The 22,331-nt window shown below is 63.2% G+C and carries 20 protein-coding genes; 19 read left to right on the forward strand and 1 reads right to left on the reverse strand.

What is annotated here, in order from left to right:
- Position 1: 1 nt before the first annotated feature.
- From FBX99_RS05755 to FBX99_RS05840, 18 genes are all read left to right on the forward strand, one after another.
- Positions 2-256: an acyl carrier protein gene (locus tag FBX99_RS05755; RefSeq protein ID WP_030140951.1), complete on the forward strand. Its 255-nt coding sequence runs from the start codon at positions 2-4 to the stop codon at positions 254-256.
- A complete protein-coding gene (locus FBX99_RS05760; protein WP_144927972.1) occupies positions 253-798 on the forward strand; it encodes a hypothetical protein in 546 nt (181 codons plus the stop codon). Before FBX99_RS05755 ends, FBX99_RS05760 begins: the two co-directional genes overlap by 4 nt.
- Positions 795-2,474, forward strand: a complete 1,680-nt coding sequence (locus FBX99_RS05765) for an AMP-binding protein (protein ID WP_145130898.1) — start codon at positions 795-797, stop codon at positions 2,472-2,474. Before FBX99_RS05760 ends, FBX99_RS05765 begins: the two co-directional genes overlap by 4 nt.
- Positions 2,467-3,201, forward strand: coding sequence for a glycosyltransferase family 2 protein (locus FBX99_RS05770; RefSeq protein WP_145130899.1), 735 nt, complete (start codon positions 2,467-2,469; stop codon positions 3,199-3,201). Before FBX99_RS05765 ends, FBX99_RS05770 begins: the two co-directional genes overlap by 8 nt.
- Complete coding sequence (locus FBX99_RS05775) at positions 3,198-4,142, forward strand: glycosyl transferase (RefSeq protein WP_144927963.1); 945 nt, start codon at positions 3,198-3,200, stop codon at positions 4,140-4,142. Before FBX99_RS05770 ends, FBX99_RS05775 begins: the two co-directional genes overlap by 4 nt.
- Positions 4,123-5,667 (forward strand): histidine ammonia-lyase, encoded by a 1,545-nt coding sequence (hutH, locus tag FBX99_RS05780; RefSeq protein WP_144927960.1) that lies wholly within the window; start codon positions 4,123-4,125, stop codon positions 5,665-5,667. The genes FBX99_RS05775 and hutH overlap by 20 nt, the downstream gene beginning before the upstream one ends.
- Positions 5,660-6,085 (forward strand): thioesterase family protein, encoded by a 426-nt coding sequence (locus tag FBX99_RS05785; RefSeq protein WP_144927957.1) that lies wholly within the window; start codon positions 5,660-5,662, stop codon positions 6,083-6,085. Before hutH ends, FBX99_RS05785 begins: the two co-directional genes overlap by 8 nt.
- Entirely contained in the window at positions 6,082-6,675 is a 594-nt protein-coding gene (locus tag FBX99_RS05790) for an outer membrane lipoprotein carrier protein LolA (RefSeq protein WP_144927954.1), read from the forward strand. Before FBX99_RS05785 ends, FBX99_RS05790 begins: the two co-directional genes overlap by 4 nt.
- A complete protein-coding gene (locus FBX99_RS05795) occupies positions 6,659-8,998 on the forward strand; it encodes an MMPL family transporter (protein ID WP_145130901.1) in 2,340 nt (779 codons plus the stop codon). Before FBX99_RS05790 ends, FBX99_RS05795 begins: the two co-directional genes overlap by 17 nt.
- Positions 8,999-9,049: 51 nt before the next feature.
- On the forward strand, positions 9,050-10,297 hold the full coding sequence (locus tag FBX99_RS05800) for an NAD(P)/FAD-dependent oxidoreductase (protein WP_144927945.1): 1,248 nt from the start codon (positions 9,050-9,052) through the stop codon (positions 10,295-10,297).
- 5 nt (positions 10,298-10,302) lie between these two features.
- Entirely contained in the window at positions 10,303-11,031 is a 729-nt protein-coding gene (locus FBX99_RS05805) for a class I SAM-dependent methyltransferase (protein WP_145130979.1), read from the forward strand.
- Positions 11,028-11,522 (forward strand): DUF3261 domain-containing protein, encoded by a 495-nt coding sequence (locus FBX99_RS05810; protein ID WP_145130903.1) that lies wholly within the window; start codon positions 11,028-11,030, stop codon positions 11,520-11,522. Before FBX99_RS05805 ends, FBX99_RS05810 begins: the two co-directional genes overlap by 4 nt.
- Positions 11,519-12,715 (forward strand): beta-ketoacyl-[acyl-carrier-protein] synthase family protein, encoded by a 1,197-nt coding sequence (locus tag FBX99_RS05815; protein ID WP_145130904.1) that lies wholly within the window; start codon positions 11,519-11,521, stop codon positions 12,713-12,715. The genes FBX99_RS05810 and FBX99_RS05815 overlap by 4 nt, the downstream gene beginning before the upstream one ends.
- On the forward strand, positions 12,712-13,179 hold the full coding sequence (locus FBX99_RS05820; protein ID WP_139646914.1) for a hotdog family protein: 468 nt from the start codon (positions 12,712-12,714) through the stop codon (positions 13,177-13,179). The genes FBX99_RS05815 and FBX99_RS05820 overlap by 4 nt, the downstream gene beginning before the upstream one ends.
- Complete coding sequence (fabG, locus tag FBX99_RS05825) at positions 13,176-13,904, forward strand: 3-oxoacyl-ACP reductase FabG (RefSeq protein WP_145130906.1); 729 nt, start codon at positions 13,176-13,178, stop codon at positions 13,902-13,904. The genes FBX99_RS05820 and fabG overlap by 4 nt, the downstream gene beginning before the upstream one ends.
- Positions 13,904-15,130 carry a beta-ketoacyl-ACP synthase gene (locus tag FBX99_RS05830; protein WP_055127149.1) on the forward strand — a complete coding sequence of 409 codons (1,227 nt, stop codon included), beginning with the start codon at positions 13,904-13,906 and terminating at the stop codon, positions 15,128-15,130. Before fabG ends, FBX99_RS05830 begins: the two co-directional genes overlap by 1 nt.
- Before the next feature lie 30 nt (positions 15,131-15,160).
- A complete protein-coding gene (locus FBX99_RS05835; RefSeq protein ID WP_144927926.1) occupies positions 15,161-15,607 on the forward strand; it encodes an excinuclease in 447 nt (148 codons plus the stop codon).
- Between the two features lie 247 nt (positions 15,608-15,854).
- Positions 15,855-19,874, forward strand: coding sequence for a dermonecrotic toxin domain-containing protein (locus FBX99_RS05840; RefSeq protein ID WP_145130908.1), 4,020 nt, complete (start codon positions 15,855-15,857; stop codon positions 19,872-19,874).
- A gap of 130 nt (positions 19,875-20,004) precedes the next feature.
- Here FBX99_RS05840 and FBX99_RS05845 read toward each other — a convergent pair whose 3' ends face one another.
- Complete coding sequence (locus FBX99_RS05845) at positions 20,005-20,919, reverse strand: LysR family transcriptional regulator (RefSeq protein WP_144927920.1); 915 nt, start codon at positions 20,917-20,919, stop codon at positions 20,005-20,007.
- Positions 20,920-21,039: 120 nt separating this feature from the next.
- Here FBX99_RS05845 and FBX99_RS05850 point away from each other — a divergent pair, with 120 nt between their 5' ends.
- On the forward strand, positions 21,040-22,317 hold the full coding sequence (locus tag FBX99_RS05850) for an MFS transporter (protein WP_144927917.1): 1,278 nt from the start codon (positions 21,040-21,042) through the stop codon (positions 22,315-22,317).
- Positions 22,318-22,331 lie beyond the last annotated feature (14 nt).

Here is a 22,331-nt window from a genome sequence, read left to right on the forward strand (position 1 = left end):
CATGCAAACTCGTGACGACATTTTCAACACCCTGCGCGATGCCCTGGTGGAGCTTTTCGAACTGGACCCTGAGCGCGTGACGCTGGAATCGAACCTGTATCAGGACCTGGAAATCGACAGCATCGACGCGGTCGATCTGATCGACCACATCAAGCGCCAGACCGGCAAGAAAATCGCGGCTGAAGAATTCAAATCAGTACGCACCGTCAACGACGTGGTCGAGGCGGTCTATCGACTGGTCCAACCGGCCGCATGAGCCGGCTGATTGGCCTTGGCCTGCTATTGGCGGGCCTGCTGTACCCCTTTGCGGTGTATTTCGGCATGGAGCACTTCGCCCCCTGGCAGTTCGGCCTGCTGCTGGGTAGCCTGTGGCTGGCCCGGGCATTGTTGGTTGACCGCGGGCCCGGCAATCTCTGGATGGCGGTCGCGGCGATCGTGTTCTGCGGGTTGCTCGCGCTGTTCGATAACCCGCTCCTGCTGCGTTGGTATCCGGTACTGATCAGTGCCTTCATGCTCGGGATGTTCGCCCTGAGCCTGAAATACGGCCCGCCGATGATCGAGCGTATAGCCCGCCTGCGTGAACCGCAGTTGCCGGTAAAAGCGGTGGTGTATACCCGCCAGGTCACAGTGGCCTGGAGTGTGTTTTTCCTGTGTAACGGTTTGCTCGCCGCTGCCCTGACCCTCTGGGCGCCGCTGAGTTGGTGGATGTTGTACACCGGCCTGATTTCCTACGGATTGATGGGGCTGCTGTTTGCCATTGAATGGCTCATACGACAAAGGGTAAGAGGCCGCCCATGAATTGGATAAAACTTGAGCAGATATTGCTCAAGGCTCAGCCGGAGCGCGCAGTGGCAGTCGATCCGGGACTCAGTCATTCACAACTGCGGGACGAGGCGCTGTGCCTGGCCGCAGGCCTGCGCGCTCGCGGTGTACAGCGTATGGCCGTGCATCTGGAAGATGCCGCCGACCTGGCGGTCGCCCTGCTCGGTGCCTGGCGTGCCGGGGTGCGCGTCCTGCTCCCCGCCGACCTGCAGGCCCAGACCCGCCAGCGCTGGTCGGCCGAGGTCGACCTATGGCTGACCGAGCAACCTGGCGACACCCATCCTGGCGACTTGCGACGGCCCCCCTTGGAGCCTGTCGAGCTGGACCTCGACCAATGCTGGCTGAGCCTGTGCACCTCCGGTTCCAGCGGCGAGCCCAAGCGCATCGAGAAAAACCTGCGCCAGTTGAGCAATGAAGTACAGGCCCTGGAGCAGTTGTGGGGCGCCGCGCTGGGCCCGGCCTGCATGATCGGCAGCGTCGCCGCCCAGCACATCTACGGCCTGCTGTTCCGGGTCCTGTGGCCGCTGTGCGCCGGGCGGCCGTTCGTACGCCGGCAATTGGCGTTTCCCGAAGACCTGCAACGCGCCAGCCGCGAGCACCCGGTCTTCGCCTGGGTCGCCAGCCCGGCACTGCTCAAGCGCATGGGCGACAACCTCGACTGGACAGCCTTGAGCAGCGTGCGCCGGGTGTTTTCCTCCGGCGGCGCCTTGCCGGCCGAGGCCGCTCAAAGCCTGCGGCAGCGCCTGGGTCAATGGCCGACGGAAATATTCGGCAGTTCGGAAACCGGCGGTATCGCCTGGCGCCAGGGCAATGAAAGGTGGCAGCCCTTTGCTGGTGTCGAACTGAGCCAGGACAGCGACGGTGCCTTGCTGGTCGTTTCGCCTTATCTGCCTCCCGCCCATGTGGAACATACCGCCGACGCCGCACGGATTGACGCCGATGGGCGCTTCGAGCTGCTCGGACGCCTGGACCGCATCGTCAAGCTCGAAGAAAAGCGCATCTCCCTGCCGATGCTGGAACAGGCGCTGGTGGCCCACGACTGGGTGAGCGAAGCGCGGCTGGGGGTGGTGCGGGAGAATCGTGCCTCCCTCGGCGCGCTGTTGGTACTGAATGAAACCGGCCTCCGCGCCTTGCGTAACCAGGGTCGTCGCGCCGTAACCGAAGCCTTGCGTCGCCACCTGAGCGGGCATTGCGAAACACTGGCCCTGCCACGACGCTGGCGCTGGCTGCGCCAGTTGCCGCTCAACGCTCAAGGCAAGCTGCCCCAGGCCGAGGTCGAAGCACTGCTGGTGGCCCCGCGCCCCAAAGCTCCCGACGTGCTGGAGCAGGTCGAGACCGAGGGCGAATGGAGCCTGCAATTGGTCGTGCCGCCGGACCTGGCGTACTTCAGTGGCCACTTTCCCACCGCCCCGGTACTGCCCGGCGTGGTGCAGGTCGACTGGGCCCTGAACCTGGGCCGGCAACTGCTGGACCTGCCGCCGCGCTTCGTCGGGATGGAAGTGCTGAAGTTCCAGCAACTGGTACGCCCAGGCGATGAAGTCCAGTTGCACCTGCGCTTCGACCGCGAGCGCGGCAAGTTGTACTTCGCTTACCGCAACGATACGGCAGCGTGCTCCAGTGGGCGGATTGTGTTGGGGGCGGCCCATGCATAACCCCTGCGCCGTCATCCCCGTCTACAACCACGAAACCGCCATCTCGGCGGTGGTCCAGGCATTGCTCGCCAACGACCTGCCCTGCGTATTGGTCGACGACGCCAGCAGCCCGGCCTGCGCCGCTGTGCTGGAGCGGCTGGCTGTGGATGGGCGGGTTCACCTGGTCAGGCTGGCGCTCAACCAGGGCAAGGGTGGCGCTGTCATGACCGGCCTGCGAGAGGCAGCACGCCTGGGTTTCAGCCATGCCTTGCAAGTGGATGCCGATGGACAGCACGACCTCAGCGACGTGAAAACCTTCATTGACCAGTCCCGCGCCCACCCGGACGCGGTGATCTGCGGCTACCCGCAATACGACGCCAGCGTGCCGAAGGGTCGCCTGTACGCTCGCTACCTGACCCACGTCATGGTCTGGATCAACAGCCTGTCCCTGCAGATCCGCGATTCCATGTGCGGTTTCCGGGTCTACCCCCTGCCGGCGACCCTGGCGCTGATCAACTCGGCGAACATTGGCAAGCGCATGGATTTCGATTCGGACATCCTCGTGCGACTGGCCTGGCGTAACCAGCCGATGTACTGGCTACGCACCCGGGTCCACTACCCCCAGGACGGGGTTTCGCACTTCCGCCTGTTCCACGACAACGTGCTGATTTCCAGCATGCACACCCGCCTGTTCTTCGGCATGCTGGTACGTTCTCCCCTGATTCTCTGGCGACGGTGGCGGGCATGAGTCTTCAGGCAGACAAGCAGCATTGGGCCGATCGCCAGGAGCGCGGCAGTTTCTGGTTGATGAAATTCACCGCGTTCGCCGCCAGAGTGCTCGGCCGTCGTCTGCTGAGCCCGCTGCTGTACGGCATCGTCCTGTACTTCTTCATTTTCGGTCGCAGCGCTCGCCAGGCAGCCTGGCAGTATCAACAGCGCCTGGCCGACTGGAGCGGCCGTATCGAGCTGCGCCCCACCCACCGGAAAGTTTTCGAACAGTTCATGGCGTTCGCCGACTCGCTGCTGGACAAGCTCGACGTATGGAACGGCAAGCTGAGCATCGACCAGATCGAAATCGTCGATACGGCACTGCTGCGCAATCACCTGCGTGGTGCCCGCGGCCAGATGCTGGTGGGCGCGCACCTGGGCAACCTGGAAATGTGCCGGGCCCTGGCCGAGCTGGGCGAAAAAGTCACCATGAACGTGCTGGTGCACACCAAGCATGCCGAACAGTTCAATCGCCTGCTGGGTGAAGCCGGCGCCACGCACCTGCGGCTGATCCAGGTCAGCGAACTGGATCCGGCGGTGATGCTGCAACTGAGCGAGCGCCTGGAGCGTGGCGAGTGGCTGGCGATTGCCGGCGACCGCGTACCGCTGCATGGCGGACGCAGCGTGACCGTGGACTTCATGGGGCACCCGGCCGCGTTCCCCCAGGGACCGTGGCTGATGGCCGGCCTGCTGAAATGCCCGGTCAACCTGCTGATGTGCCTCAAGCACGAGGGGCGCTATCGCGTCACCCTCGAGCCCTTCGCCGATGCCGTGGTGTGGAAACGCACCGAACGCGAGCAAGTGATCGCCCACTGGGCCGGTCGCTACGCCGAGCGCCTGGCGCAGTATTGCCTCCAGGCCCCCCAACAGTGGTTCAACTTTTACCCTTTCTGGAAGACCGATGACGATGCCCACTCTTGAGCCGGTAACCTTCGGCGAACGCGCCCTGCGCATCGAAGACGTGCTGGCCCTGGCCAACCGACAGGCGCCGACACAATTGCAGGATGATCCGGCGTTCCGCCAGCGCATCGCCAAGGGTGCGCAATTTCTCGACTCCCTGCTGGACAAAGAAGGGGTGATCTACGGCGTGACCACCGGTTACGGCGACTCCTGCGTGGTGGCCGTGCCGTTGCACCACGTCGAGGCCCTGCCGCGCCACCTGTATACGTTCCACGGCTGTGGCCTGGGCAAGCTGCTGGACGCCCAGGCCACCCGCTCGGTGCTGGCCGCGCGCTTGCAGTCGCTGTGCCACGGTGTGTCCGGGGTTCGCGTGGAACTGCTGGAACGGCTCCAGGCGTTTCTCGAACACGACATCCTGCCGCTGATTCCAGAGGAAGGTTCGGTTGGCGCCAGCGGCGACCTGACGCCGCTGTCCTATGTGGCCGCGACACTCTCCGGCGAACGTGAAGTCATGTACCGTGGCGAGCGCCGGCTGGCCGCCGATGTACACCGCGAACTGGGCTGGACACCGCTGGTGCTGCGGCCCAAGGAAGCCCTGGCCTTGATGAACGGCACCGCCGTGATGACCGGCCTCGCCTGCCTGGCCTTCGCCCGGGCCGACTACCTGCTGCAACTGGCGACCCGCATCACCGCGCTGAACGTCGTCGCCTTGCAAGGCAACCCCGAACATTTCGACGAGCGCCTGTTCGCCGCCAAGCCACACCCGGGGCAGATGCAGGTCGCCGCGTGGCTGCGCAGGGACCTGGCGATCGACGCCCCAACCGCACCGCTGCACCGCCTGCAGGATCGCTACTCCCTGCGCTGCGCCCCCCATGTGCTCGGCGTGCTGGCCGACAGCCTGAGCTGGCTGCGCGCGTTCATCGAAACCGAACTCAACAGCGCCAACGACAACCCGATCATCGATGCCGAAGCCGAGCGGGTGCTGCACGGCGGGCACTTCTATGGTGGGCACATCGCCTTCGCCATGGACAGCCTGAAGAACCTGGTGGCCAATGTCGCCGACCTGCTCGACCGCCAACTCGCCCTGCTGGTGGACGAACGTTACAACCATGGCCTGCCGAGCAACCTGTCCGGCGCCAGCGCCGAGCGGGCGATGCTCAACCATGGCTTCAAGGCCGTGCAGATCGGCGCAAGCGCCTGGACCGCCGAAGCCCTGAAAAACACCATGCCGGCCAGCGTGTTTTCGCGCTCCACCGAGTGCCACAACCAGGACAAGGTGAGCATGGGCACCATCGCCGCCCGGGATGCGATCCGCGTGCTGGAGCTGACCGAACAGGTCGCCGCCGCGACACTGCTGGCGGCCAACCAGGGCGTGTGGCTGCGCAGCCGTGCCGAGGACGCGCGTCCGCTGCCACCGGCCCTGGCCACCATGCACGAACAACTGGCCGCGGATTTCCCGCCGGTCATCGAAGACCGCGCCCTGGAAGGCGAACTGCGCCTGTGCCTGCAACGTATCGCCGAGCAACACTGGAGGCTGCATGCGTAGCCAGGGCGTGCTGCATGTCGAGACGCAGATTGTCGTGCCGTTTTTCGATGTCGATTCGATGCACGTGGTCTGGCACGGCCACTACGTCAAATACCTGGAAATGGCCCGCTGCGCCTTGCTCGATGAGATCGGCCACAACTACAACGACATGCTCGCCGCCGGGTATGCATGGCCCGTGATCGACCTGCAGCTGCGCTACGTGCGCAGCGCGGTGTTCGGCCAGGCCCTGACCGTGCGCGCCAGCCTGGTGGAGTGGGAGAACCGATTGAAGATCAACTACCTGATCAGCGACTCGCTCACTGGCGAACGCCTGACCCGTGCCAGTTCGGTGCAGGTGGCCGTGGACGTCACGACCCGCGAGATGCTGCTGGCCTCGCCCAAGGTGTTTGTCGACGCCGTCGGAAGGAAACTGTCATGAAACGCCTGCCCCTCTGGTTGCTGCTGTTCTGCCTGTCGCCCCTGGCGCAGGCCTTCGACTTGCAGCAACTGAGCGAACAGCTGGCCCGCCCGGATGTCATCCACGGCCAGTTCATACAGGAAAAGCACCTGCGCGCCCTGCCCCAACCGCTCGTCAGCAAGGGGAGTTTCGTGCTGGCGAAAAAACAAGGTCTGCTGTGGCTACTGCGGACGCCGCTGCAACAGGACTACCGCATTACCCCTCAGGGCATCGCCCGACGGGATGGCAGCGCCTGGCAAATGCTGCCGAACAAGAGCGCCGGCGCCGAGCAGAACCGTCTGTTCCTGGCGGTGTTGCAGGGCGACAGCAGTGGCCTGCTGCGGGACTTCGAACTGAGCCTGTCGGGCGAGCCGCAACAGTGGAAGTTGACCCTGACCCCGCGCTCGGTGCTGCTCAAACAGGTGTTCAACCAGATCAACATCGACGGCGGCGAGCTGGTGCAGCGCATCGAGCTGCTGGAAACCCAGGGCGACCGCACGGTGCTGCGCATGCAAGATAGCGTCGCCACGCAACCCTTGAGCGAAGCGGAGCAACATGACTTTGCCGAGTGAACGCAACCTGCCACGGCTGTTCCTGATCCTGCTGCTGGCGGTGCTGGCCCTCGCCGGCTGGCAATGGCGCAGCGGTGCGCCACTGTCGGTCAATCTCATGGAGCTGGTGCCGGGCACGTCCCCCGATGCCCTGGAGCTTGTCGCAGAGCAACGCATGCAGGGACCGCTGAATCGCGAGGTGCTGGTGCTGGTCGGTCATGCCGACCGCCGGCAAGCCATCGCCCTGGCGCAAACCCTTGGCGAACAATGGCAGGCCAGCGGTCTGTTCGATAAGGTCCAATGGACACTGCAAGCCGATTTGCCGGCGCTACGCACGCAACTGCTGAACGGGCGACTGGCGATGCTCTCGATTGCAGACCGTCAGCAACTGATCGAGCAGCCCCAGGCGTTCATCCAGCAGCGGGTGCAAGCCCTGTTCGACCCGTTCAGCGGCTTCAGCCTGGTACCGAGCCAGGATGACTGGCTGGGCTTGACCGGGCGCATCCAGAACAGCCAGCCCCAGCGCGGCGCGATACAGCTGGATGTGGGCAGCGGTGCATTGATCGCCGATGCCGACGGCAAAAGCTGGGTGATGCTACGGGCTCGCGCCCAAGGCAACGCTTTCGACATGAACCTGCCGCTGCAAGTGGCCGATCTGCTGCAGCGCAGCCGCGACCAGGCAAGCCAGGCCCAGGGCCAACTGTTGGCGGCCAGCGGCCTGCTGTACGCCGCCAGCGGTCAGCAACAGGCATCCAGAGAAATCACCTGGGTCGGCGGTGGCGCCACCGTCGGCATTCTGTTGCTGTTGTTGCTGGCTTTCCGACGCCTGCGGGTATGGCTGGCGTTCGTACCGGTGCTGGTCGGCATGCTGTTCGGCGCGGTGGCCTGCGTGGCGCTGTTCGGGCGCATGCATGTCATGACTCTGGTGCTGGGCTCGAGCCTGATCGGTGTGGCGGTGGACTATCCGCTGCACTACCTGTCCAAGAGCTGGAGCCTCAAGCCGTGGCGCAGTTGGCCGGCCCTGCGCCTGACCCTGCCGGGGCTGAGCCTGAGCCTGGCGACCACTTGCATCGGCTACCTGGCCTTGGCCTGGACGCCCTTCCCGGCCCTGACCCAGATTGCGGTATTTTCCGCCGCAGGGCTGGTCGGTGCCTACCTGACGGCGGTCTGCCTGCTGCCGGCGCTGCTCAAGGGCACGGACCTGCGTCCCGCCCAATGGCCGCTGCGGCTCTGCGAACATCTGCTCAAGGTCCGCGAAGCATTGCTGGCTCGGGTTCCCACGCCGATCCTGCTGGCGTTGCTGCTGATTTTCTGCGCCGGAGGGCTTTGGCACCTGAGCACGAAGAACGACATCCGCCAGTGGATCGGCACGCCTCAGCACCTGACCGACGAGGCCCGCGATATCGCCCGTATCACCGGTTTCCAACCCACCAGCCAGTTCTTCCTGATCCGTGCCGACAATCAATCCCAACTGCTGGAACGCCAGACCGCCCTCAACGAACGACTGGAACAGTTGATCGGCCTGGATAAACTCCAGGGCTACCTGTCGCTGAACCAACTGGTCAGCCCGCCAGCCGAACAGCAGAAGGTACGTGAAGCCCTGGCGCGGCTCCCGGCGTTCTGGCAACCGTTGCTGGACCTCGGCGTGCCGGTCGCTGCCTTGCAGGCGGAACTGGCCCAATTGCAGGCCTTGCCGGTGGAAGACATCGATGCCGCACTGTCCGGTCCGTTGGCCGAGCCGTACCGTCCCCTCTGGCTCGGCCCGACGGCGCAAGGCGTAGCCGCGATGGTCAGCTTGCAAGGCTTGAACGACGCTGCGCTGCTGCGCTTGCAGGCGGTGGACCTGCCCGGTGTGCAATTGGTGGATCGCCTGGGCGATCTGAACCGGGTGTTCGCCGCCACGCAGATCAGCGCCGCCGAGCTCAAGCTGGCTTCCTGCGTACTGATCGTGCTGGTATTGATCTGGCCGTTCGGCGCCAGGGCAGCGTTGCGCATCGTCGCCCTGCCGCTGCTGGCCGCGCTGTGCAGCCTGGCGAGCCTGGGTTGGCTGGGGCAGCCGCTGACGCTGTTCAGCCTGTTCGGTCTGTTGCTGGTGACGGCCATCGGTGTCGATTACGCGATCCTGATGCGCGAGCAGATCGGCGGCGCCGCCGTGAGCCTGCTGGGCACCCTGCTCGCGGCGGTCACCACGTGGCTGTCGTTCGGCCTGCTGGCGCTTTCCAGTACGCCGGCGGTGAGCAACTTTGGCCTGGCGGTAAGCCTGGGGCTGGCATTCAGCTTCATGCTGGCACCGTGGGCCGGGCGCCAGGCGCATGCAACGCCTGTGCTGGACCCCGCCCAATGATGATTACGCCCCCTTCTCATTCGAACATCACTGCCTCGGCAAGGAGTCCAAATGCCTGCAACTGAAATGGAACGTCGCCAGGTCGTCATCATCGGTGCAGGGCCGTCCGGCGCCATCGCCGCTGCATTGCTCAAGCGCAAGGGCCACGATGTGCTGGTCATCGAACGCCAGCATTTCCCCCGGTTCTCCATCGGTGAGAGCCTGTTGTCCCATTGCCTGGACTTCGTCGAAGAGGCCGGCATGCTCGACGCGGTGAATGCCGCCGGTTTCCAGCGCAAGAACGGCGCGGCTTTCGCCTGGGGCGAGCGCTACAGTGCCTTCGATTTCGGCGACACCTTCAGCGAAGGCAAGCCCACCACTTTTCAGGTACAACGCGCCGATTTCGACAAGCTGTTGGCCGATCAGGCCGCATTGCAAGGGGTGCAGATCCGCTATGGCGAAGCCATCGCCAGGGTCGACTTCAACCTCGCCAAGCCGCAACTCGGCGTGCAGCGCGAGGACGGCAGCGAGTACCGGATCGAGGCCGATTTCGTCCTCGACGCCAGCGGTTATGGTCGAGTGCTGCCGCGCTTGCTGGATCTTGAGGCGCCGTCGAACTTCCCGGTGCGCCAGGCCGTATTCACCCATGTCGAGGACCGCATCGATACGCCGGCCTTCGATCGGGAGAAAATCCTCATCACCACCCACCCGACCCAGCGCGACGTCTGGTTCTGGACCATTCCGTTCAGTGGCGGGCGCTGCTCGGTTGGCGTGGTCGCGGCGGCGGAACATTTTGCCGGCCGTACCGACGACCTCGACGCCTGCCTGCGCGGTTTCATCGATGAGACTCCAAGCCTGGCCAAGGTGCTGCAGAACGCCGTGTGGGACACCCCGGCACGGACCATCGGCGGCTACTCGGCCAACGTCACAACCCTGCATGGCCCAGGTTTCGCCCTGCTGGGCAACGCCGCGGAATTCCTCGACCCGGTGTTTTCCTCCGGCGTGACCATCGCCATGCGTTCGGCAAGCATGGCGGCCGACGTATTGCATCGTCAGTTGCAAGGCGAAAGCGTGGACTGGCAAAGTGAATTCGCCGAACCGCTCAAGCGCGGCGTCGATACCTTCCGCTGCTACGTCGAAGGCTGGTACGCCGGCACCTTCCAGGACGTGATCTTCTATACCGAAGGTTCTGCCGATATCCGCCGCATGATCAGCTCGATCCTGGCCGGTTATGCCTGGGATCAACGCAACCCGTTCGTCAGCGAACCCAAGCGTCGCCTGCGCATGCTCTCGGAAATCTGTGCGAGCCCGGCCCCATGAACGAGATGAACTACCTCAGCGACAACTACGTCGAAGAAACCCGCTTCGGTTTCTGGTTCCTGCGCAGCCACACCTGGCAACACCATGTGCTGCGCGTGGCGATCAATGACCTGCGCAGCCTGTTCAGCACACCATTGCCGGCCGCCCCGGTGCTGCTGGATGCCGGCTGCGGCCAGGGCAAATCGTTCCAGTACCTGCGCCAGGTGTTCGCGCCACAACGGCTGATCGGCGTCGATGCCGATCCCCACAGCCTGGCGCTGAGCGCCGAAGAAGCGGCCCGCCAGAGCATGGCCGTGGAGCTGATCGGCAGCGACTGCGCGACCCTGGCGGTACCGGATGCCAGCGTCGACCTGCTGTTCTGCCACCAGACCTTTCATCACCTGGTGGAACAGGAGAAAGCCCTGGCCGAGTTCTATCGCGTGCTCAAGCCCGGCGGTTACCTGATGTTCGCCGAGTCCACCGAGGCCTATATCGATACCTGGGTCATCCGCTGGCTGTTCCGCCATCCCATGCACGTACAGAAAAGTGCCGCGCAGTACCTGGAGATGATCCGCCGGCAAGGGTTCCAATTCGAAGCCGGCAACGTGTCCTATCCCTACCTGTGGTGGAGTCGCGCCAAGGACTTCGGCCTGCTGGAGCGTTTTGGCCTGCGCCGCCCCCGGCCGTTCGGCGAGCGGGAGGAGACCCTGGTCAACGTCGTGGCCCGCAAGCCCGTCGAAGGGGTTGGAGGATGATCCGTACCTGCCTCAGCGGCCTGCTGATCGGCTGCCTGTTGTTGCTCGGCGCCTGCGCCAGCCACGCGCCGCTGCCCGAGCGCACGCCCACCCTGGCGCTGCCGCTGCAATTGCACATCGAGCGACAACTGGCCGGGCAGCACCAGGACTGGCTGCTGGTGATCCAACGCGAAGACGCAGGCATTCGCTGGTCGATGATGGATCCGCTGGGTATTCCCCTGGCCCGTCAGCGCCTGATCGACGGCCAGTGGCAAGCCGACGGCCTGCTGCCACCCAACGCCGAAGCGCGGGAGCTGTTTGCCGCGCTATTGTTCGCCCTGACTCCTGAAACCGAACTGTCCGGCAATTACCCGACGGCCCGGCAACAGGCTGCGCAACGAACCCTGGATTCCCGCTGGCAGGTGCGCTACAAGCAGCCGCTGGATTTCCAACTGAGCCTGCCCCAAGGCCCCCATTACCGCATCACACCGCTGACCGAGAGCACTCCATGACCGCCTATTTGAATGCCCTCGGCGTGATCTGTGCCTTGGGCCGCGATAAACATGAAGTGGCGCGCAACCTGTTCGCCGGCGATTGCTCGGGCCTGCGTATCGAAGCCGGGTGGGTGGTCGAGCGTGCCTTGCCGGTTGCCTCGGTAACAGGTGAACTGGCCCGCATCCCCGAGACCCTGGCCGCCCATGGCAGCCGCAACAATCAGTTGCTGCTGGAGGCCGGATTGCAGATCCGGCCCGAGATCGACCGGGCCATCCAGACCTATGGCCGTGCGCGTATCGGCATCGTCCTGGGCACCAGCACCTCGGGGATCGACGAGGCCAGCCAGGGCATTGCCCATTATCTGCGCGAACAGCGCTTCCCGGACGGTTACGACTACCAGCAGCAGGAACTCAGCGCGCCGGCCAATTTCCTCTCCGACTGGCTCGGCCTTAGCGGTCCGTCCTATGTGATTTCCACCGCCTGCACCTCCAGCGCCCGCGCCTTGATGAGCGCCCGGCGCCTGCTCGAACTGGGCCTGTGCGATGCGGTGCTCTGTGGCGGGGTGGACAGCCTGTGCAAGCTGACCCTCAACGGTTTTTCGGCGCTGGAAGCGGTGTCGAACGAGCGCTGCAATCCGTTTTCGGTAAACCGCAACGGCATCAACATCGGCGAGGCGGCCGTGCTGTTTCTCATGAGCAATACGCCGGGCACTGGAACGCCGATTGCCTTGCTCGGCGATGGTGCCAGCTCCGATGCCCATCATATTTCCGCCCCGGAGCCCAGCGGGCGCGGCGCCCGCCAAGCCATGGAGAAAGCCTTGCTCTGCGCGGGTCTCGAGGCCAGCCAGATCGACTACCTGAACCTGCACGGCACCGCCACGCAACACAACGACGCCATGGAAAGCCACGCGGTGGCCAGCCTGTTTCCGCAGGGGGTGCCGTGTTCATCCACCAAGCCCATGACCGGCCACACTCTGGGTGCGGCCGGAGCGTTGGAAGCGGCCTTCTGCTGGTTGAGCCTGAGCGCCGAAAACCCCACCGGGGCTCTGCCGCCTCATGTCTGGGACGGTCAGGCCGATCCCGACCTGCCGGCCTTGGCCTGGACCCGCGCCGACAGCCGCCTGAATCCGACCGCCCCCCGTCGCCTGATGAGCAATTCGTTTGCCTTCGGCGGCAACAACGTCAGCCTGATTATCGGAGATGCCCCATGATTGACTGGCCACTCGCCGAACTGCTGCCCCACGCAGGCGACATGATTCTCATCGATCGCGTCGTGGCATTCGATGACGAGCAGATCCATACCCACGCCATCGTCAAACCCGGGGGATTGTTCAACCGTGACGACGGTGGCCTGCCGGCCTGGGTCGGCATCGAGTTGATGGCCCAGAGCGTCGCCGCGTTTGCCGGTTGCCATGCGCGCCGACGTGGCGACGCCGTTGAGCTGGGTTTTTTGCTCGGCACCCGTAAGTTCGAATGCAACGTCGACTGTTTTCCAGTCGGTACCGAGCTGGACATCCGCGGTATGCGCTCGCTGGAAGACGACAACGGCATGGGTGTGTTCGAGTGCCATATCGAAGCGCCCGGCATACATGCCACAGCCCGGTTGAACGTGTTCCGTCCACCCAAGTCCGCCCACTACCTCCATGAACCATCCGCAACAGGAAACCAGCCATGACTGAATCCGTATTGGTCACCGGCTCCAGCCGTGGCATCGGCCGCGCCATCGCCCTGCGCCTGGCCCAGGCCGGGCATGACATCGTGCTGCACTGCCGCAGCGGCCGTGCTGAGGCCGATGCCGTCCAGGCCGAGATCCAGGCCCTCGGTCGCCAGGGCCGGGTCCTGCAGTTCGACGTGTCCGACCGTGCCGCCTGCAAGGCCATTCTCGAGGCCGACGTCGAAACCCACGGCGCCTACTATGGCGTGGTGCTCAATGCAGGTCTGACCCGCGATGGTGCGTTTCCAGCCCTGAGTGAAGAAGACTGGGACGCGGTGATGCGCACCAACCTCGACGGTTTCTACAACGTGCTGCATCCGGTGATGATGCCGATGATCCGTCGTCGCGCCGCCGGACGGATCGTCTGCATCACCTCGGTTTCGGGGTTGATCGGCAACCGTGGTCAGGTCAATTACAGTGCCTCGAAGGCCGGGCTGATCGGTGCGGCCAAGGCGTTGGCAATCGAACTCGGCAAGCGCAGGATCACCGTCAACTGCGTCGCGCCAGGGCTGATCGACACCGCCATGCTCGATGAAAACGTACCCGTGGAAGAACTGATGAAAATGATTCCCGCCCAGCGCATGGGCACTCCGGAAGAAGTGGCCGGCGCGGTGAACTTCCTGATGTCCGCCGAGGCCGGCTACATCACCCGGCAGGTCCTGGCCGTCAATGGAGGCTTGTGCTGATGAAGCGTGTCGTCGTCACCGGCATGGCCGGCATCACCTCTGTGGGTAGTGATTGGGAGACCATCGCCGCCAACTTCGCCGCCAACCGCAGCGGCATCCGGCGCATGGACGAATGGGACCGCTTCACGGAACTGAACACCCGTCTGGCCGGCCCCATCGACGATTTCCAGGTCCCGGCCCACTGGACGCGCAAACAGTTGCGCAGCATGGGTCGGGTCTCGCGCCTGGCGGTCGCCGCGGCGGAACAAGCCCTGGCCGACGCCGGCCTGTTGGGCGACGAGTCGATCAAGGACGGGCGCATGGGCGTGTCCTGCGGCTCGTCCACTGGCAGTACCGACGAGGTCAAGGCGTTCGGCAACATGCTGCTCAACAGCGTGGCCGAAGGCCTGAACGCCAACTCCTATGTGCGGATGATGCCCCATACCACGGCGGCCAATATCAGCATTTTTTTCGGGCTTACCGGACGGATGATTCCCACCTCCAGCGCCTGTACCAGTGGCAGCCACGGCATCGGCTATGCCTACGAGGCCATCAAGTTCGGGCGCCTGCCGTTGATGATTGCCGGCGGCGCGGAAGAACTGTGCCCGACCGAAGCGATGGTCTTCGATGCGCTCTACGCCACCAGCCTGAAGAACGATGCGCCGCAGACCAGCCCACGCCCTTACGACAAGGGCCGCGATGGCTTGGTGATCGGCGAAGGTGCCGGCATGCTGGTCCTTGAAGAACTGGAACATGCCCTGGCTCGCGGCGCGCGAATCCACGCCGAGATCGTCGGCTTCGGCAGCAACGCCGATGGCCAGCATGCCACCCGTCCCGAGCTGGTCACCATGCGCCGGGCCATGGAGCTGGCCCTGGAAGATGCGGGCCTCGAACCCTCTGCCATCGGCTACGTCAACGGGCACGGCACCGCCACCGAACAGGGCGACATTGCCGAAACCCTGGCCACCAGCAGCCTGTTCGGTGAACACATGCCCATCAGTTCGCAGAAAAGCTTCCTGGGCCATACCTTGGGTGCTTGCGGGGCATTGGAGTCCTGGTTCAGCATCGAGATGATGAACCGCGACCGGTATGTGCATACCTGCAATCTCGACGAAATCGACCCTCAATGCGGCCAGCTCGATTATCTGCGCAACGAGTTCCGGTCGATGAGCAACGAGTATGTGATGAATAACAACTTCGCCTTTGGCGGGGTCAACACTTCGTTGATCTTCCGTCGCTGGCACTGACTTCCCTTCCCTCTGGTCAAGGAGACCATGATGTCGCTGAAGAAAATCGCTGTTTGCGCCGCCCTGTTGCTCAGCACCCTGCCGACCCTCAGCCAGGCCCGTGATACCGCGCTGTACCTGCCTTTCGACAAGGTCGTCGCCGAAGCCATCCGCACCGGCAAGATCGATGGCAGCGTGAAGTTCTACCTGGCGGGCAACAAGCCGGCCGGCAACGTCACCGTGATCAGTCCCGGGGCGGTGACCAACAAGAAAACCAATGCCTTCAACAAGTCCGACGAAGCGGCCTGCGAATGGGTGCTGCAATCGGCGCTGATCAGTCTGCACCAGGCGGCCAAGAATGCTGGCGCCAACGCCGTGACCAACATCGTCAGCTTCTACAAGAGCAACGAGCGCAAGGACGCTACAACCTATGAATGCCATGCCGGTGCGATCATGGCGGGGGTGGCATTGAAAGGGGATCTGTCGAAGGTGCAGTGAGCCTTCCGGCATTGATGTAGCCTGGCCTGCCGCCATCGCGAGCAGGCTCGCTCCCACACGGGTTCTGTGCCCGGCTCAGGCGTTTGGCCCACTGAGAATCCACTGTGGGAGCGAGCAAGCTCGGTTCCACAACGATCCACTGTCCCTCCTACCCTGCCCGACACCGCCACGTGCGGTATCTATCTACCACCCAGTCATCTCCTATCTCCAATAGGTTGTTCTTCCGAAAACCTCTCAGGAAGAGCACATGTTGGAGAACACCCCCTCACGGACTGATAGCCCGACAAACCCGAGTACCCCACTGTTAAACCTGCTGGAAACTTCGCAGCAACAGATGATCCGCCTGAACGGTGCCTTCCCACGTGCCTCCAGGGTGCTGGAGGAGCATCTTGATGACTGGTTCAACAGAACCTTCCCCGCCCTGCCTGACAACGTCATTGCCAAGGAAATATTCGTGTGCAGGCGAAAGGAAAAGGGCAGGACCACGACCCGCCTGGACACGCTTTTCTGGCGAGCGATTGCGGGTAAGTTGAACGTGCGCGAGTTCTTCGACGAGCCTGGCAACATTAACCTCGTCATTCATCAGAATGACGCCACGGACATGCCAGCTGCCCTGAATAGCAGCGATGCGAAGCACGAACTCAAGCAGCTGTTAAGCATCACGCCAGCCGCGTGCAAACAACTGTTGGCCCTGGCGCTGGATGACTTCTGGACCGGGCCTGCCGATTTCAGCCAGGGACGCAGCGTCAGCATCTGGCTGACCGAAGAATTGGCCGTACAACTCAAGGCCCAGGCAGACCTCCACAAGCTGGACGGCACGTTGAGCCCGTCGATGCATAAGGCCTTGGTGGAGCGCGTCTTGTCGGCGCCAGACGCGGCGTCTCGCGCGCGGATGGCGCATTACCAGCGACCCGGCGTCCATGGCTTGAGCGTGATTCCCCAGGGGTGGGCCGTCAGCGTGCCGGTACCGATGTGCGTGGCGCTGACCCAGCATGACGATGCCAGCCATTCGGGAGGCGCAGTGCTGTACCGTCCGGGCGAACCGCTGTACATCCACGAGGACCTTGCTGCGCTCAAGGCCAGCCTGCAAGAAGACGGCGACCCGGGAGACGAGATCGAAACGGCACCGATCACCGAGCACTTTCTCATGCGCTTGGTCAGCGAACTACGGACCGCGCAAAAGAACGCCGTAGGTGGCGTCTTTCTCTATGGTCCTGCAGAAACGGAGGAAATCGACGCCTGGGTGAGCAGGCTGGATGCGACGGCGAAATTGGCGAATCGGCTGGATCTGGCGGCCGCCCTGGATGAACGCGAACTGCGGCTGGGCCTGAAAAAACTCGATGATTGGTTGCACGCCAACCGCCACGTCACCGGCAGCGACCGTCTGGCGTGGTGGGAGGCGACCCGGGCATTGCAGACGACCATGGCGGAAACGGTTCCCGCGCAAGACCCCGTGGCGCTGGCGACCCCGGATGCGCTGCATGCCCGGACCCGCACCTTGTTGGCCGGCGTCATCCGCGAGAAATACCTACCGGTCGACCCTGAAGACGTGTCATTGAGTATCAGAAAACAGGTGATCGATCCGCATGCCCCCACCGGCGGTTCGCCGTTTGGCTCCGGGATATCCCAAGGCAGCGTGAGGGGGGTCATCGATGACCGTCGCTCCCTGACAGAGTGGGCGATGTCCAACCTGACGCTGGATGAACGCAATGCCTCTCGGCCCACCGTAGAAGGGCCGATGAGTTTTGCGCAGATTGTAGAGATCATCGAAAGGGCCAATGTCGGCGCCCGGCTGCCGACCGAGCTGCAGGCTGTCGCCCGGCAAACGCAGGCGCAATGGATGACCCTGAAAGCACAACAGATGCGAGCCCAGGTGTGGGCGGCCCACATCTCCGGCGACCTGCGGCACGACCGTGACAATACCGGGCTGAAACTGGTGCTGGCGGCGTTGGACAGCCCCACGGCGACAGGCCGCGGCAAGGTCGGCGGGCACGAAGTGGTGGTCCATCAACTGCACTGGGGCGATAGCGTACTGAAAGAAATACTGGCGTTTGGAGTCAAGGCCCTGGCGAGCCGCCCCTCGCTGACGCTGTACACGCCGGGCGCGCCGGACGGCAAAACGTTCCGTGACGTGGATGCGACCAGCAGCCGGACCTTGGAAGCCACCCTGGTGCAGACGCTTACCGCCACCCCGGAGATGACCCGCTGGCTCATCTCGCAGTTGCCATTACTGGAACAGGCCGAGCAGTTCGCGAGCCTGGTACCGCTGTCGGAAGACCTGACATTCGAGCAGAAGATCAAGAAAGTCGCGCAGTCCGTCTTCGCCTGGGTGAAGGACCGGGCTCAGAACGATTTCGCCAGGAAGATCGCTTCACCCGCGGTTGAAGCGAACCTGCTCCAGGTGCTGCATGAAACCCAGATAACCCACGCAATTAAAACCACGGAAATGCTGACGGTGAGCAATGCCGAGCGCGACAGCGCTGCCGCGCAGGAGGGACGCCGAAACGGGGTCATGCTGTTGACCGGCGCCATGTCGATGTTCCCGGTAGGGCGTTTGGGCGGTCTGTTGGGTCGCGCGATCCTGCCGACAATGGCGGGCGGTGCCGCGGTGTCGGCGATAAATGATGAAAATGGCAGCCTTCGCCAGTGGACGTCTGATTTCCTCAGCGGGCTGGGAGAGGTCATGGCCGAGGCCGGACAGGATCTGATCATGGCCCGCGCGGGACGTCGCCGCAGGCAAGCACGCCCGGCCCTGTCTTCCCTTCCCCGCATGCCGGATCCAGAGCTGGAGCCCTATCGTCTCAAAGGGTTTGACGGACATGAATTGATAGCCGAGGGACGCCACCGCTACCGCGACGCAAGCGGACAGGGCTACCTGAAGCTGGGCAAGGGTTACTACAAAACGGCGGTCCAGGCAGGCGAGCAAATCATTTACTCACCGAACAATCGCACGGACCAGCGGACAGTCACTTGGGAAAATGACGGCTGGCGCGTTGAAGAGCGGTATCGGTTACGCGGAGGCGGTGCGATCCAGAGCCTGCTCGGCCGGTCTCCGGAAACCCCGCAACAACGAACCTGCAATGCGTTGGTGGAGGGCGTGCTGGTCATGAATCGCTACCCCTCCCTCGAAGCAGTCAATACCGCCAGGGACATTTTCCAGTCCATGCCTGAAGCACTGGCCGAACGCCTTCTTCGCGAGAGCATGGCGGATATAGGTGCACTCGACATAAACCGCTACCACACCCAAATACTCGATTGGACTCAGGGGCGAGGCAACCTGTCCAGGCGCAAAGCCTTCCAGCAGGAATTATTGGACAAGATGAACACGTGGAGCATCGTGGCCCTTAGCAGTAAGGATATCGAAGCAAACGTATTCAACGTTACCCTGAACGACATTCAGAAAATAAAAATCTACGACACGATACTCTCACACAGGAGCATGTTCTTTACCGAAGACCGGATTCGGGTCAATACAACGATCATCACGGATAACATCACTGGCGCCGTATTCATGGCTTTCACCTCCAAAGGCAGCAGGAAGAAGGTGGCCATGGACAAGATCGCGCAAGACACCCGGGAAATGCTCAATGCCGTGGAGGCCAAGCTGGCTGCCAAGGCACAGGCGCTATTCCCGGGTAATGAGCCAGAAGCAAAGGCCGCCCGGAAAAAATACCTGGCCTCGGACGAATGCTATGACGAGTTGATCGCTGCTCTTCGGGAGGAAAAACAGCGCCGGCACAAGCCCGGGCTGCTGACGGAGATCAGAAACAATCGAGTGCCCTACATCATCGCCAACAAAGGCCGGACCCAACGCAACGTCATGTTGCTCACCGGCGAAGACATCACGAACTTCAGCCGTACACTCGCCAACTACGAACCGTTCGATATCGAGATCGTGACCCAGGCTCGAACCCACAAAGTGGAAGGTACCCTGCCCACCGTTACTCCCCCGACTCTACCCACCCCATCGCCGGCACCGGACAAGTTCACCGTCACCAACAGCCCATTGGCCGAAGCCCAGATGTCATACGCCAGCTTCTCGGAGGCGGCTAAAACCAGAATCGGAGTCATCACGGAAGATATCCGCGCGGGAAGGGTCACCACCAAGAAGATCAACCGATATTACTGGTACACCATGGCCCAACTGACTCCAGGAGGAGGCAAAGGCGCATGGCGCGCCGCGTTTGAACGCGAGGGCGATAGCTGGATACTCCGAGGGTTCTACGATTACCACGCCAATGGCCCAGCAACGGTTTGGGAAGGCTAAGAAAAAGGGCGCCGAAAGGCGAATAATGCCAGTCAGTTAAAGATCAAACGGCACAAACCCTGTGGGAGTAAAGCTTGCTCCCACAGGTTTATGGCTTAACTGATCGGCATTAGCCGAAAGGCACCCTTTTTCAAGCCGTCCTTCCAGAACCGGAAATACCCGTATTTTTAGCCAATAACTCCACAAACGCCTTCGCCATCGGCGAACGCTGGTCCTTACGCTGCACCAGCCACACCGCCGACACCGCCGCCGGATCGAGCAATGGCCGGTAGACCACGCCATCGACCCGTATCCGCTGATAGGACGCCGGCAGTACCGAGACGCCCAGCCCCGCCGCCACCAGACCGATGATGGTCATGGCTTCGCCGGCTTCCTGGGCAAAGTGGGGACTGAAACCGGCATCGCGGGCCAGGCTCAGTAGTTGCGCATAGAGACCGCTGCCGTAGCTGCGGGGGAAGAACACGAATGGCTCCTGGGCCAGTGCCGAGAGAAACAGTCCCTCGCCACTGCCCTGCGCCAGAGCGTGCTTGGAACTGAGCACCGCCACCAGCGGTTCGCGGCTGAGTTCGATTTCGGCCAAGGCATCGGGCAGCGGCAGGGGCCGCATGATGCCGATCTCGATTGTTTCGTCCAGCAACGCATCGGCCACCTGGGTACTGCTCATTTCCCGCAGGTTCAAGTGCACGGCCGGGAACCGCTGACGGAACGCAAAGATCGCCTGGGGAATGGTGGAGTTGAACGGCGCCGAAGAGGTGAAACCGATCTTCAGCTCACCCAGCTCCCCCTGTTGGGCACGACGAGCCACGTCGGCGGCCTTGTCAACCTGGGCCAGTACCCGCCGGGCCTCTTCGAGGAACAGCCGCCCGGCTTGGCTCAACTCGACCCGACGATTGGTACGTTCAAACAGACGTGCGCCGATCTCCTGTTCCAGCGCCTGGATCTGCTGGCTCAGAGGCGGCTGGGAAATCCCCAACGCCAGCGCCGCGCGGCCGAAATGCAGCTCCTCAGCCACGGCGATGAAGTAACGCAGGTGACGCAATTCCATAGGCTACCCAATAGGTCGAAGAACGTCTTAAACAGGTCGAACAATATATTGGATAGAAACATTAGCCGGCTATATGCTTTTTTCACTGCCTGCCCTGATCGTGCTCCTGCGAGGTCCATCGTGAAAACTGCTGTCGCGCCACTGGCCCATGAAATACCACCCCGCGTGCAGGGCGACGTCGTTACCGAATTGAAGGACATCTACATCGAGAAAGGCACGCCGATGTTCACGCGTACGGTCCTGGCGTTGTTCTGCGGTGGTTTTGCGACCTTTGCCCTGTTGTATTGCGTGCAACCGATGATGCCGTTGCTGTCCAGGGAGTTTTCCGTCAATGCGGCGCAAAGCAGCCTGATCCTGTCGGTGGCCACTGGCCTACTCGCCGTCGGCCTGTTGATCACCGGACCGATATCCGATCGCATCGGCCGCAAGTCGGTGATGGTCACCGCACTGTTCGCCGCCGCATTGTGCACGGTGGCCAGCGCCATGATGCCGACTTGGCATGGCGTACTACTGCTCCGGGCCTTGGTGGGGCTGTCTTTGAGTGGATTGGCCGCCGTCGCGATGACCTACCTGAGTGAAGAGATCCATCCCAAGCACATCGGCCTGGCGATGGGTCTGTACATCGCCGGCAATGCCATCGGTGGCATGTGCGGACGCCTGATCACCGGCGTGCTGATCGATTTCGTCAGCTGGCACACCGCGATGCTGGTGATTGGCGGCCTCGCCCTGATTGCCGCGGCGGTGTTCTGGAGGATCCTGCCCGAGTCGCGCAACTTCCGCCCGCGCTCGCTGCACCCACGCAGCTTGCTGGACGGCTTCACCCGGCACTTTCGCGATGCTGGCTTACCATTGCTGTTCCTCGAAGCCTTCGTGCTGATGGGCGCCTTCGTGACGCTGTTCAATTACATCGGCTATCGCCTGCTGGCCGAGCCTTATCATCTGGATCAGGCCTTCGTTGGACTGCTGTCGGTGGTGTACCTGTCGGGCATCTACAGCTCGGCCAAAGTCGGCGCACTGGCTGACAAGCTTGGCCGACGCAAGATGCTCTGGGCCACCATCGCACTGATGCTCGCCGGGCTCGCCCTGACCATGGCCACACCCCTGGTGCTGGTGATCCCGGGCATGCTGGTCTTCACGTTCGGGTTCTTCGGCGCCCACTCGGTCGCCAGCAGCTGGATCGGCCGTCGCGCCCTGACCGCCAAGGGGCAGGCATCGTCGCTTTATCTGTTCAGCTATTACGCTGGCTCGAGCGTGGCCGGCACCGCTGGCGGCGTGGCCTGGCACCTGGGTGGATGGAACGGTGTCGGCCTGTTCATCGGCGCGTTGCTGCTGGTGGCGTTGTCGGTGGCGCTAAAACTGGCGAAGTTGCCGGTGTTGCCAGGTAACACCCAAGTCTGACCCCTGTGGTGAAG

The sequence above is a fragment of the Pseudomonas sp. SJZ074 genome, assembly GCF_007828215.1.
In the GTDB taxonomy this organism is placed as follows: Bacteria; Pseudomonadota; Gammaproteobacteria; order Pseudomonadales; family Pseudomonadaceae; genus Aquipseudomonas.